This is a genomic window from Notoacmeibacter sp. MSK16QG-6 (assembly GCF_024158145.1).
In the GTDB taxonomy this organism is placed as follows: Bacteria; Pseudomonadota; Alphaproteobacteria; order Rhizobiales; family Rhizobiaceae; genus Notoacmeibacter.
In genome coordinates, this window is sequence record NZ_JAMYXM010000002.1 from 75836 (window position 1) to 88599 (window position 12764).

At 58.4% G+C, this 12764-nt stretch carries 11 protein-coding genes and 1 tRNA gene; 5 read left to right on the forward strand and 7 right to left on the reverse strand.

Translation table 11 applies throughout. The features are described 5' to 3' along the window. Nucleotides 1–27 precede the first annotated feature (27 nt). Nucleotides 28–834: a DNA repair protein RadC gene (gene radC / locus NIM86_RS08095; RefSeq protein WP_371872862.1), complete on the forward strand. Its 807-nt coding sequence runs from the start codon at nt 28–30 to the stop codon at nt 832–834. 157 nt (nt 835–991) lie between these two features. Beyond that, the gene (locus tag NIM86_RS08100) at nt 992–1801 is read left to right on the forward strand and encodes an SAM-dependent methyltransferase (RefSeq protein WP_253380940.1); all 810 of its coding nucleotides are present in this window, start codon (nt 992–994) and stop codon (nt 1799–1801) included. Between the two features lie 79 nt (nt 1802–1880). Here NIM86_RS08100 and tig read toward each other — a convergent pair whose 3' ends face one another. Both tig and NIM86_RS08110 read right to left on the reverse strand, forming a co-directional pair. Then, on the reverse strand, nt 1881–3260 hold the full coding sequence (tig, locus tag NIM86_RS08105; RefSeq protein WP_253380942.1) for a trigger factor: 1380 nt from the start codon (nt 3258–3260) through the stop codon (nt 1881–1883). A gap of 96 nt (nt 3261–3356) precedes the next feature. Beyond that, nucleotides 3357–3438, reverse strand: a tRNA-Leu gene (locus NIM86_RS08110). A gap of 289 nt (nt 3439–3727) precedes the next feature. Between NIM86_RS08110 and NIM86_RS08115 the strand changes: the two genes are divergently transcribed. Continuing rightward, nucleotides 3728–3868 carry a DUF1127 domain-containing protein gene (locus NIM86_RS08115; RefSeq protein WP_253380944.1) on the forward strand — a complete coding sequence of 47 codons (141 nt, stop codon included), beginning with the start codon at nt 3728–3730 and terminating at the stop codon, nt 3866–3868. A gap of 431 nt (nt 3869–4299) precedes the next feature. Then, nucleotides 4300–5760 carry a methylenetetrahydrofolate--tRNA-(uracil(54)-C(5))-methyltransferase (FADH(2)-oxidizing) TrmFO gene (gene trmFO / locus NIM86_RS08120; protein ID WP_253380946.1) on the forward strand — a complete coding sequence of 487 codons (1461 nt, stop codon included), beginning with the start codon at nt 4300–4302 and terminating at the stop codon, nt 5758–5760. Here trmFO and NIM86_RS08125 read toward each other — a convergent pair. The 5 genes from NIM86_RS08125 to yajC all read right to left on the reverse strand — a co-directional run bounded on the left by NIM86_RS08125 (nt 5723) and on the right by yajC (nt 11706). Beyond that, the gene (locus NIM86_RS08125) at nt 5723–7456 is read right to left on the reverse strand and encodes a DUF4153 domain-containing protein (protein ID WP_253380948.1); all 1734 of its coding nucleotides are present in this window, start codon (nt 7454–7456) and stop codon (nt 5723–5725) included. The two genes, trmFO and NIM86_RS08125, sit on opposite strands and share 38 nt — an antisense overlap. Nucleotides 7457–7469: 13 nt before the next feature. After that, nucleotides 7470–8303 (reverse strand): squalene/phytoene synthase family protein, encoded by an 834-nt coding sequence (locus NIM86_RS08130; RefSeq protein ID WP_253380950.1) that lies wholly within the window; start codon nt 8301–8303, stop codon nt 7470–7472. A 5-nt stretch (nt 8304–8308) separates the two neighbouring features. Further along, nucleotides 8309–8719, reverse strand: coding sequence for an Mth938-like domain-containing protein (locus NIM86_RS08135; protein WP_253380952.1), 411 nt, complete (start codon nt 8717–8719; stop codon nt 8309–8311). Next, nucleotides 8720–11272, reverse strand: a complete 2553-nt coding sequence (gene secDF, locus NIM86_RS08140) for a protein translocase subunit SecDF (protein ID WP_253380954.1) — start codon at nt 11270–11272, stop codon at nt 8720–8722. It abuts the gene before it with no gap. 98 nt (nt 11273–11370) lie between these two features. Continuing rightward, entirely contained in the window at nt 11371–11706 is a 336-nt protein-coding gene (yajC, locus tag NIM86_RS08145; RefSeq protein ID WP_253380956.1) for a preprotein translocase subunit YajC, read from the reverse strand. Between the two features lie 161 nt (nt 11707–11867). On the opposite strand from yajC, the gene NIM86_RS08150 reads away from it, so the two are divergent. Continuing rightward, the gene (locus NIM86_RS08150) at nt 11868–12743 is read left to right on the forward strand and encodes an ATP-binding protein (RefSeq protein ID WP_253380958.1); all 876 of its coding nucleotides are present in this window, start codon (nt 11868–11870) and stop codon (nt 12741–12743) included. Nucleotides 12744–12764 lie beyond the last annotated feature (21 nt).

Genomic DNA, 12764 nt, shown 5'->3' on the forward strand with positions numbered 1-12764 from the left:
ACGAAGCGAGACAGGCCGGAAGAACAGATGGGCGAAGCGGACGAACGTGGTTTCTTCGAGCGCTTCGGTCAGAACGATGCCGAACCCGATACACCCGATGCTTCTCCTGTCAGGAAGCAGCGATCTGGCTATCGGGGCAAGACGGAAGCCGCAAACGGCGCAAAGCCCCTCTATCACGGCCACCGGGAGCGGTTGAAGGAACGTTTCGATTCGCATGGCGACGAAAATTTTCGCGACGATGAGTTGCTGGAACTCTATCTTTTCCGCGCTGTTCCCCGCGCAGATACCAAAAGCATCGCCAAGGCGCTTCTCGCACGCTTTGGCAGCCTCTCTGCCGTTCTGTCGGCTCCTCGCCATCTATTGCGTGAAGTTCCGAAGGTCGGCGATGCGGTTGCCCGCGATCTTGCAGTAGCCGCAGCAATCCACCGCCGGTGCCTCAAGCGGGACATCCAGCACCGCGAGGTGCTCTCCTCCTGGTCCGCACTTATCGATTATTGCCGTGCAGCCATGCAGCATGAGGCAAAAGAACAGTTCCGCATTCTTTTTCTCGACAAAAAGAACGTTTTGATCGCCGACGAGGTGCAACAGGTAGGCACGGTCGACCATACGCCCGTCTATCCACGGGAAGTGGTCAAACGGGCGCTGGAATTATCGGCGACGGCTTTGATTCTGGTGCACAACCATCCATCCGGCGATCCGACCCCTTCCCGAGCGGATATCGCGATGACGAAGACGATCATCGACGTTGCGACGCCACTCGGCATCGCAATTCACGATCATGTGATCATCGCACGATCCGGAGAAGCCAGCCTGCGTGGCCAGGGCTACCTCTGACGACCGATCCAGCAACATGACTGCAATGTGCCGCAGCCGGTAGAATTTACCGAAAATTTTATGGTTAACCATAAGTAAACATTGATGGTTACCGAACGGTTACTCTTCTCTCGCCTTCGACTAGATGTTGTGTCTCATAACGAGACAGGACACGCCGATGAGTATCGTATTGAAACGGAAAGCCGCGGAGAATCACGCTGACGCAACCGTGACCGCGCTCCGCGATCCTTATCGCGACCCGGCCAGCCGGGAATTTCGGTTTCGCCAGGCGCGTTTCCGTCTTGTCAGGGAAATGATCGAAGCCGCTCTGACCGAGCGCAACCAGGTAAGAATTATCGACCTTGGCGGCACGGAGAAGTATTGGGAGATCGGTCGTGATTTTCTCGATGCGCATCGTGATCGCCTGCACATAACGCTGGTCAATCCGGAGGTATTTCCAATCCGGGACCGGGCGCTGTTCACTTCACTGAAAGGCGATGCCACTGCGTCGGACCTCATGATGGGCGAGACCTTCGATATCGCTCATTCCAACTCGGTTATCGAACATGTCGGCTGGATGAATGATATGGCGCGGTTTGCCGATAATATGCGGCGGCTCGGCAATCGATATTACATGCAAACGCCGAATTACTGGTTTCCGCTGGAGCCGCATTTTCGCTTTCCGGGTTTCCAGTATCTGCCTGGGTCGATACGCATTGCGATGCTGCAGCGCGTGAAGCTGGGCTTTTTTCGACCGCTTCCATCCTACAGCGAGGCGAAAGATGTTATCGATCATCACCGCCTACTATCGATGCGCCAGGTCCGGCGTCTGTTTCCGGATGCGCAGTTCGAATATGAGTGGGTTTACGGACTTCCGAAATCGATCATGGCGATGCGCCATCATCCCGTACGCCACTCTCTCTCCGCACCGCCAATTCTGCCTGACGATTTGGAAGAGACGGCGAACGCAACGCGCCAGCCGGCCTGAATCCGAAACATAGACAGATAAAGAAAAGGCCGCGTCGTCGGACGCGGCCTCTCTTGATATCGCTTCCGAGGAAGGGCGATCAGGCGTCGTCGCCTGCCGTAGCCGTGCTGCTGCCGAACTCTTCGTCCTCTTCCGCCATCAGTTCTTCCTTGCTGACAGTCTTGTCGTTGACGCTGATCTCTTCCATCAGGTGGTCGATCACCTTCTCTTCGAAAATCGGCGCGCGCAAAGCGTTCACAGCATCGGGCGTGTTACGGTAGAATTCCATCACCTGCTGCTCTTGTCCGGGATAGCGGCGGAGTTGCTCACCAAGCGCCTGCTGCAGTTCCTGCTCGGTGACTGTGATTTCCGCTTTCTCGCCGATAGCGGACAGAACGAGCCCGAGACGAACGCGACGCGCGGCCAACTTCTGGTAGTCTTCGCGAGCAGCTTCTTCGGTCGTGTCCTCATCCTCGAAGGACTTGCCGTTGCGCTCCAGATCGGCCGTCACCTGATTCCAGATATTGTTGAACTCAGCCTCGGTCAGCTTTTCGGGAGTCTCGAACTGGTAGCGCTCGTCGAGTGCGTCCAGAAGCGAACGCTTCACCTTCTGGCGGGTCATCTGGCCGTACTGACCCTGCACCTGATCGCGAACGATCTCGCGCAGCTTGTCCATGCTCTCTAGACCGAGCTTCTTGGCCAGTTCGTCATTCAGTTCCTGTTCCTGAGCAGCTGCGACTTCATGGATCGTGACGTCGAAAGTCGCTTCCTTGCCGGCAAGATGTTCGGCTCCGTACTCTTCGGGGAAGGTGACGGTAATCGTTTTTTCGTCGCCCTTTTTCAGACCCACAAGCTGTTCTTCGAAGCCCGGAATGAAATTGCCGGACCCGAGAACCAGATTGGCGCCTTCAGCCTTTCCGCCGTCGAACGGTTCGCCATCGATCTTGCCGAGATAATCGAGCGTGACACGGTCGCCATCTTCTGCAGCGCCCTCTTTTTCCTCGTAGGAGCGAGCGGACTGGGCGATCTGCTTGACCTGATCCTCGATCTCCTCATCGGCGACTTCTACGACCGGGCGTTCGATCGTAATGTCGGACACGTCCTGAAGTTCGAACTGGGGAACGATTTCGTATTTCAGTTCGAAAGCGAAATCCTGCTCGCCTGCCAGGATTTTCTCGGCTTCTTCCTGATCTTCCGTCATGACGATTTCGGGCTGCATGGCGGCCTTTTCATCACGCTCGGCGATCACGTTGCGGGTCGAGTTCGTGACGATATCATTGACGATCTCGGCCATGAACGACTTGCCGTACATGCGCTTCAGATGGGCCGTCGGCACCTTGCCGGGGCGGAAACCCTTCAGTCGGACCTTGTCCTTTGAATCGTTGATCCGCTCCATCAGTCGCGATTCCATATCGGCGGCCGGTACGACGACCTTGATTTCGCGCTTCAGGCCCTCATTGAGCGTTTCGGTTACCTGCATATTCACTCTCTTCTGTCGCATGCGGGAGAACGACCGGCTCTTCGTGAATACCGGGTCGTCACTCCTGCGAAATTTCGGTCTCGCGGGGGCTGGCCCTGCGGGTGGAGGGACTTGAACCCCCACGCCTTGCGGCACCAGAACCTAAATCTGGCGTGTCTACCAATTTCACCACACCCGCTCATGCCGATGGTTGGCCACCCGCAAAAGCGCGGCCCTCTTATCACGCCGGTCTGCTGCTTCAAAGAAAAAATCGGCCCTTTGGGGACGATTTCGTAAATTCCGTGCAGCGGCTCAGGCAGCCGATGCCGACGACGGAAATGGTAAAGAAAAGATGACACGAGCCCTGCGCCTGTTGCACCGCACCAATGCAAACGCATCACTGGTAATCAGCCCCTCAAAACGGCAAATGCATAAAAACAAACCAGCGAACTGCATATCGCAGGCGCACAACACAATAAGGAAATGAAATGAACATCGTCGACAACTATCGCCGCTGGCGGATGTACCGCAAAACCGTCGAACAGCTTTCCTATCTGTCCGACGCGCAGCTCAACGACATCGGTATCAACCGCTCTTCGATCCAGCAGGCCGCACGGCGCAGCCTTTGATGGTCGTCGCTTGGACGACGGATGACACAACTGAATATACCTTATAAGGGCCGCTCCGATTGGGCGGCCCTTAGCTTTTGCAATGAGCCATGCAAGTAAAAACGCTATAGGCGTCGCGAGATACCCGCTCGGTGCAATGCTGCTATGCAACATGGACGCTAGCGAGCGTGAAACGGATCGCTTAAATATTTTCTCGACCGGGGCAGACAACTCCTCCTCCCAATGTCTCCCCGGAACATATTCGCCGAAGCCAACTCCTCCTCCCAGGCTTCGACGGAACGCGAGAGCCGGTCATCCTCCTCCCAGACCGGTTCGAACGCAAAAGGCGCTCGTCGGATCCTCCTCCCCCGACGGGCGTTTTGCGTTTCTGGGTGGTTGTATCCAGCCAGACGAACTTCTATTGCCTGCCTGTCCGTTTCGGGGAGACGCGCATGACCGATCAACCCATCCACATCATAGGCGGCGGCCTAGCCGGCTCCGAAGCTGCCTGGCAGATCGCCAGGACTGGCATTCCCGCGATCCTTCACGAGATGAGGGGTGTGCGCGGCACGCCTGCGCATCATACCGATGGCTTGGCCGAGTTGGTTTGTTCCAACTCGTTCCGCTCGGATGACGCGCAGCTGAATGCCGTTGGCGTCATTCATGCTGAAATGCGCATGGCCAATTCTCTTATCATGCGATGCGCCGATGCGAATCAGGTTCCAGCCGGCTCTGCGCTCGCTGTCGACCGCATCGGATTCTCTAATGCAGTTACGGAAGCGCTGGAAGCCGAGCCGCTGGTGACAATCGTGCGAGAAGAAATCACGGGTCTGCCGCCCAAGGAGTGGGATCAGGCTATCATCGCCACCGGCCCCCTCACCGCACCCGCCCTGGCCGATGCGATCGCTTCGGAAACCGGCGCGGATGCGCTCGCCTTTTTCGACGCCATCGCTCCCATCGTGCATTTCGATTCGATTGATCTGGACACAGCCTGGTTTCAGAGTCGCTACGACAAGGTGGGACCGGGCGGCACCGGCAAAGATTACATCAACTGCCCGCTCGATGAGTCGCAGTATAACGCTTTCATCGACGCGCTGCTCGATGGCGACAAGACCGAGTTTCATGAATGGGAAGGCACGCCCTATTTCGATGGCTGCCTACCGATTGAAGTCATGGCAGAACGGGGCCGCGAGACGCTGCGTCATGGACCGATGAAGCCAATGGGTCTGACGAATGCGCACAACCCCACCGTCAAACCTTATGCCGTCGTGCAATTGCGTCAGGACAACGCCCTTGGCACCCTCTATAATATGGTCGGTTTCCAGACGAAGCTGAAATACGGGGCCCAGGCCGAGATATTCCGTATGATCCCGGGCTTGGAAAACGCCGAATTCGCCCGTCTCGGCGGCATCCACCGCAACACATATCTGGACTCGCCCCGTCTGCTGGACAGCTCACTGACGCTCAAAGGCCGACCGGGCCTGCGTTTCGCCGGGCAGATCACTGGCTGTGAGGGCTATGTTGAATCGGCAGCAATCGGTCTTCTGGCAGGCCGGTTCGCCGGCGCGGAGCGTCAGGGAGGCCGACCCGATCTTCCGCCTCAAACAACGGCCTTCGGTGCGCTTTTGAGCCATATCACCGGCGGTCACCTTTCTAGCGACGAAGAAACCGGCAAACGCTCATTCCAGCCGATGAACGTCAACTTCGGACTTTTCCCGCCACTGGCGCCAGGCACCACATTAAAGCCGGACGACTGGGAGGGCCGTTTCAGAGGCAAAGACAAGGCTATGGCGAAAAAACGCGCTCTGTCAGGCCGCGCGCTGGCCGATTGCGAAAACTGGCTCGGCGCGAGAAGCACCAGGCCGCTGAATAAATTCAGTTATTCAAGGCAAGCCAGTCTGCCCGCCGAATGAGAAAACTGCCGTGGAGACGGCGAAGCTGCTCGCCTTCACCGCTTTCCGGGTCCGACCAGTTCCAATGTTCCACCAGAAGTCGGATGCGCCGCCCGTCCGACGCCAGGTCGAGTACCCGTGGAAGCGCCTCCCCGGCTTTGACCGCGCGGCCCTCGACGCGGAGGGGGAAAGCCGCAGTCTCCGAACCGATGGACAGGACCACTGCCCCATCGCGCAATTCGATTCCGATCGACGGATCGCGGGCGGTCTGAGTCCCTTCCCGCATGGAAGAACGTTCGCCACCGGAGGCGAATACGCTCTGAAGCATCAGATCGTAGCCCGAGAGATCCACGGGACGTCGATCCTGATTATGGCTGCCCTGAAGGCGGTCGATTCGGAGGCGACCAAGATCGAGTCCGAAATGGTTTGCATAAGCTGTCAGTATGTTCTCATCGTCGGGAACAGCCAACGGTCTGTCGACCGTTCGGTCGCCCGCGTCGGCTCTGACAAGGTAGGTCAGGGCGCCCAGCGCCTGCTGTTCTGCACCCGTCCGGCCTTCGCGAAACGCAGTAATCGCCCTCTCGAAGCGAGCCAACTGGCTGCTGATTGAAACCGATTGCGCACTCCATGGGCCGACACTTGAGAGCAATAGCGCCAGCCCGCCGAGAAAAAGCAGAACCCGGTGATCGTTTCGAAAACGCGGGCGGAATTGCAAAGCCGCCCAAACTAAAACAACAATACCGGCAAGTCCCAGAAGATAACGTTCCTCCGTTACACCGTAATCGCCGATGCGTTCGTAGAGCGAGATAAATAGCAATGCGATGGGTACTGCGATAAAAGTCGGCCAGTAGCGCATCACGAAACGGCTCGTCGCGGGGCGTCCCAGGCGCTCATGGCCTCCAGTCACGATCAACGTGCCGAACAGCGTGAGCAGATAGGCCAGCACCATCCAGCCGATCTGCCCTCTCGGCAGCTCCGTTTCGATTGCGATCTTTGCCGCGTAAGCATGAAGGACCAGCGTATAGACGATCAAAAGCGGAAAGGCGCCGAAGTCGAAAAGGGCCAAGGCGGCGCGATCGAGAAGGATACGCCCGCCAAGATTGACCTCGCCACGTTCTGGAATGCGCCCCAATGCAAAAAGCGGCGCAAGAAAAAGCCCTGTCCATATCCATGTCTGCGCAAATATGCGGTCAGGCACCGGCAGGCCGAACAGATAGTGCAGACTGGCAAGAGTGCCTGACAGACCACCTGCAAAAATCAGAAGGGTTAGAAGACCGAGGGCAGCCGCAAACCCCAATCCCCCCAGAACAACCGGTAGATCCTCGCTGTTCGCCCGAGCTGCAGCGGCGGGAACAAGCAGAATAAGCCCTCCGACGATCATCGGGGCGGCATAGTCAACCGGGATCTGAAATGCAGCGATGGCTCCAAGCGCCACAGCAAAGCCAAGCTCGATCAATCGCGCGTGGCGAAACGGCGCGGCTTCATAGGCAAGTCGAATGACAAGGCTCGCCAGGGCCGCAACGAGAAAGAATCCACCGCCTCTTTCCATCAGCTTTTCTTCGAGCACCTCGGCCTCGGTCAGCGAGGCAGCCAGAGCCAGCCCGAAAAGAGCCGTGATGGTAATGGGAAATCGCGCAAAAGCGCGCTGCATACCGTCGGCAGCCAAACCACGGAGACTTGTAAGCGAACGGAAGCCTTGCCCGAACCGGCGCGCCATCACGGCCCTTTCATCAAAAGCGCATGAACCGCCGCAGTAGCGCTAAATGATGGCGGAACGGCGATAGATGGAGAGGCGTCTGAACAAGCGATCCACCCCGCCGCCTGGCCGCGTTAAGCAGAACTTCCGCTTCACAAAGCGGCAGGTAGATTCTCCGAGCCTCCGGATCGAGTGCCGCAATAGCCTGGTTGGCTTCTGTCAGATGCGAAATGCCAAGGGCGACAAAGGCAGCGACAGCACGATTAAGAAAGGCGTCGTCTTCGGCCCGCAGCCAATCCTCGGCGCTGCCGCCGGCGCTTGCCAGCATATCGTCGGGAACCCGCACCTTTCCCCCGCCCCTGTCCATGGCGGCATGGCTCAAAATCTCCGCGATCCCCAATGCACATCCGGCGTGGCCGGAGGCATCCGCGGAGACTGTGATCGAAACCGGGTCGACGATTTGGAGAAGCAATTGGAAGAGCGCGCTACGCGTCTGTCCGCAATAGCCTTCGAGATCGCCACGGGTCTCGAACCGATCCGCATAGAGGTCGACAATCCGCCCATCCAGCATCATGCCGAATGCGCTCATCGGCAATTCATGATCGCGAACCACATCCATCAGAGCGGCAGCGAGCGGATTGCTACGCCCCTCGCCTGCGCGCTCGCCCAAAAGAACTTCGCGCCACCATTGCAGGCGGATTTCGCCAGCCATCGGCTCCCTGACGAGGCGCGGAATGCGGGCTAGCTCGAGATTGAAGAGATGAAGCGTGGCGAGCGGAACCCGGTGAGCCTCTGCCATATAGAGCAGTGCCGCATATCGCTGCGGATCGGCATTCTGGAGAGCACTAAGCGGGTCGAAATCCGCCATCGCGGTCACTCGACTGCAATCAACATCGCTGCGACGGCGCGCTCTTCCGCTAGAAGAACGTTATAGGTGCGGACAGCAGCGCCCGTCGCCATGGGATCGGCGGAGATACCGGCGTCCCGCAGCACAGGGCGAACCTCGCGCGGCAAGGGCTTCAAATCGACGCCGGTTCCGACCAGCAGGATTTCTATCGCATCCGCTTCCTGCAGGACCGCCTGGAAATCCTCGATGTGGAGCTGATCCGGATCCTCTGGATACCAGTCCCGAACACCAGACGGTAGCAACAGCAAAGAGCCGCGATGACTCATATCGGCGAAGCGGAAACCGCCATTGCCGTATGCGTCTATAGGCGGACGGCCTGGAAAATGGGCAGGCCGTAGTTCGAAAGATCCTCCGGACCGGTCGTCCTCGCCAGCCATTCAGACCCTGGCGCCTGCAGGCGCATCCTCATCACCGCTCTCGTCCTCGGCGACACGCGTGCCGCGTAACTTGAACAGGATGAGCAGCGGAGCGGCGTTGAATATCGAGGAATAGGTGCCGATAAAGACGCCGAATATCATCGCGGCCGTGAAAGATCGGATGACTTCGCCACCGAAGAAGAACAACGCACCGAGCGCCAGGAGCGTGGTCAGCGATGTCATGGTCGTGCGCGAGAGCGTATCGTTCATCGACAGATCGAGAAGTTCCGGCAAGGGCATCTTGCGATATCGCCGGAGGTTCTCGCGAACACGGTCATAGACGACGACCGTATCGTTGAGCGAATAACCGACAATCGTCAGAATCGCGGCAATCGATGAGACGTTGAACTCGATACCCGTCAGGACGAAAAAGCCGAGCGTCAGGATCACATCGTGCATGGTCGATATGATCGCGCCGATTGCGAACTGCCATTCGAAGCGGAACCAGATGTAAAGCAGAATCGCAAAGAGCGACACGGCAACGCCAATCGTGCCTGCTCGCGCCAGTTCCGAACTGATTGTCGGCCCAACGACCTCCGTCCGGCGGAAATCGTAATCCTCACGCAACTCGTCCTGGACCTTTGTCGCGGCGCTCTGCTCGGCATTGTCGCCGCCCTCCTGCGAGGCGACACGGATCAGAACCTCACGTTCCGAGCCGAAAGACTGGACCTGCACATCGCCGAGATTGAGTTCGGACAGCCGGCCCCTGATGTCGGAAATATCGGCCTGTTCCGACTTGGATTGCACCTCGATCAGCGTGCCGCCCTTGAAGTCGATGCCGAGATTCATGCCGATTGCGAAAAACGCGACCAAAGCTGCGATTGAGAGAAGCGCCGAAACAGCGAACCCAACCTTACGCAGCCACATGAAAGGTATGCGAGTGACGTCCGGCACCAGTTTGACCGGGGCGCCCGGCAATTCCTTGGCGCGTGTGCGCTTGTACCAGAAGCCGACCATCCAGCGGGTCAGGGTGAAAGCGGTGAAGACAGTGGTGACGATACCGATGGCGAGCGTGACCGCGAAACCGCGAACCGGGCCTGTGCCGAGATAGAACAGGATCACCGCAGCGATGAGCGTGGTGAGATTGGCATCGACGATCGTACTGAGAGCTCGCTCGAAGCCGGTCTCAATGGCGTTCAGTACTTTCCTGCCATTCCGGCGCTCTTCACGAATACGCTCATAGATCAGCACGTTGGAGTCGACCGCCATACCGACGGTAAGCACGATACCGGCAATTCCAGGCAGCGTTAATGTCGCACCCAAAAAGGTGAGGATCGCGATCAGCAGCGTAATATTCGCCGCCAGCGCAATATTCGCAATGACACCGAGCTTGCCGTAGACCGCCACCATGAAAATCACGACGAGAATCGCGCCGACAATGGAAGCGATCAGGCCCGCATCAATGGAATCCTGACCGAGGCCGGGGCCGACCGTCCGCTCTTCCACGATACTCAGGGTGGCCGGCAGAGCGCCAGCTCGCAGCAATACCGCGAGGTCCTTGGCTGAGTCGGTCGTGAAACTACCCGAAATCTGGCCCGAGCCGCCCGTGATGGGTTCTCGGATGACAGGCGCGGAAATGACCGCTTCATCCAGAATGATAGCGAATGGACGACCGACATTCTGCTGGGTCGCCTGCCCGAAACGAACGGCACCGCGATTATCGAACCGGAAGGAGACAACAGCTTCCCCGGTCCGTTGATCGAAAGTCGGCTGTGCATCGACGAGATTTTCACCCGATACGATCACACGGTCCTCGATCAGATAGGGCACGGGCGGATCGTCGGTCGAATACATGATGGTGGTGCCGGCTGGCGGGCGCCCATCGATCGCTTCCTGCACCGGCGTCGATGTATCGACCATCTGAAAAGTAAGCTGTGCGGTCTGGCCGAGAAGGTTCTTCAGCCGCTCCGGATCGTCGAGGCCCGGCACCTGAACCAGAATGCGATCGTCGCCCTGCCGCTGAATGACAGGCTCGGTCGTGCCGAGCTCGTTAACGCGCCGACCAACCACTTCGACCGATTGGGTTAACGCAGAAGAGACACGGTAGGTCATGCCCTGATCGGTAAGGGAAAGGCGGATCAGTCCGTTCTGCCCCTCTTCCATCTCGACTTCGGTCACCTGCCCGCCGGAGAACATACCAGCGGAAATCGGCGAAAGGGTATCGGATAGCGCTTCGCGGGCGGCCTCCAGTTGCGACGGATCGCGCAGGCGAAACTGCACTGTGTTGCCGCTGACGGCGAGGCCGGTATAGCCGATCCGCTCGCCGCGCAGCGCACTACGCGCCTCATCGCGGATGGCCTTCAGACGGTTTTCCCGAATCTCGTCGGTATCGATCTGGAGCAGGATATGAGAACCGCCCTGAAGATCGAGCCCAAGCGTCATTTGCCGATCGGGCACGAAGTCCGGCAGCGCATCCAGCGTCGACCGCGAAAAAAGGTTTGGCAGGGCAACAATAACGCCGACTAAGATGGTCAACCAGATCAGTATCGTCTTCCAACGGGCGAAGTGCAGCATGGTGGGTCCGGCGTTCTGTTGTTATTTGCCCAGCCTTTTGACGGGGCAAGGCGGCAGAGATTTGACGAAAATGGCGGCCCTCGCAGCCGTCCCGATCTCTATTTGGTGTTGGCTGGCACCGGTTCGCCTTTTACGCGAACGTCCATGACACTGGAACGTAGAACTTTCACCCGCGTGTCGGTGGCGATTTCGACTTCCAGTTCCGTCTCGTCGGCCTTGACGACCTTCCCGATAATTCCGCCGCCCGTGACAACGGTATCGCCGCGGCGAACCGCCGACAGCATTTCCTCGCGCCGTTTGGCTGCCGTGCGCTGCGGACGAATGATGAGGAAATACATCACCACGAAAATCAGGACGAAAGGCAGGAACTGCAGAAAAGCGTCGCCGGCACCGGCCGCACCGGTCCCCTGAGCGAAAGCGGGGGTTACGAACATAGAAGAAGCTCCTGCGGAAATTGGAGTTGAATAGATGGCGATTCAGGCTTCGAAACGCGCGCGAAATATAGAACTTTGCGCCTCTGGCGCAACCGTGGCACATGACGGCGGCGTTGAAGAAGCCGTGCAATGCCTTTTCTGAAGCAAGAGAGCAAGCGTCGATGAATGACAATTCAGCCATGACAACGGAACTGGTGGCCATTCGCGAGGCGCTGGAGCGGCTTGCACCGGCCCCGCCAATGGCATTTGACTTATCGGCAGCGCCGGCCTTTGTCTGGCAGCCAGACCCTTTTCCCGGCTGGCTGGAGCCGGTGGAACAGGTCGCAAGAGTGCCGATCGGGCTGATACGCGGCGTCGACGCCAGCCGCGACCGCCTTCTCGACAATACGAGGCGCTTCGCAGCGGGCCTGCCAGCCAATAACGCGCTTCTCTGGGGCGCGCGTGGCATGGGCAAATCGTCTCTTGTCAAGGCTGTTCACGCCGAATGCGCAGATCAGGCCGACGCCGCCTCACCTTTGAAACTGGTCGAGATCAACCGCGACGATATCGAGACCCTGCCGCGACTGCTAGGCACACTCAAGAAATCGCCAGCTCGTTTTATCCTCTTCTGCGACGACCTCTCTTTCGACCGTGACGACACCTCCTACAAATCGCTCAAGGCAGCGCTTGACGGCGGCATAGAGGGCCGTCCTGAGAACGTTCTGTTTTACGCGACATCCAACCGCAGGCATCTCCTGCCGCGCGACATGATCGACAATGAGCGCGCAACGGCCATCAATCCCGGAGAAGCAGTCGAGGAAAAGGTGTCGCTATCGGATCGTTTCGGCCTTTGGCTGGGTTTTCATAAATCCAGTCAGGACGATTATCTGGAGATGATCTCAGGCTATGCCGACTATTTCAGTCTGCAAATAGAATCGAACGAGTTGAGAAGGCGCGCGCTGCAATGGGCGGCCGAGCGTGGTAGCCGGTCGGGTCGTACAGCCTGGCAGTTCATTCAGGACATGGCCGGCGAACTTGGACACCGTCTCGACACATGAAAAAGGGCCGGCAGAGACGCC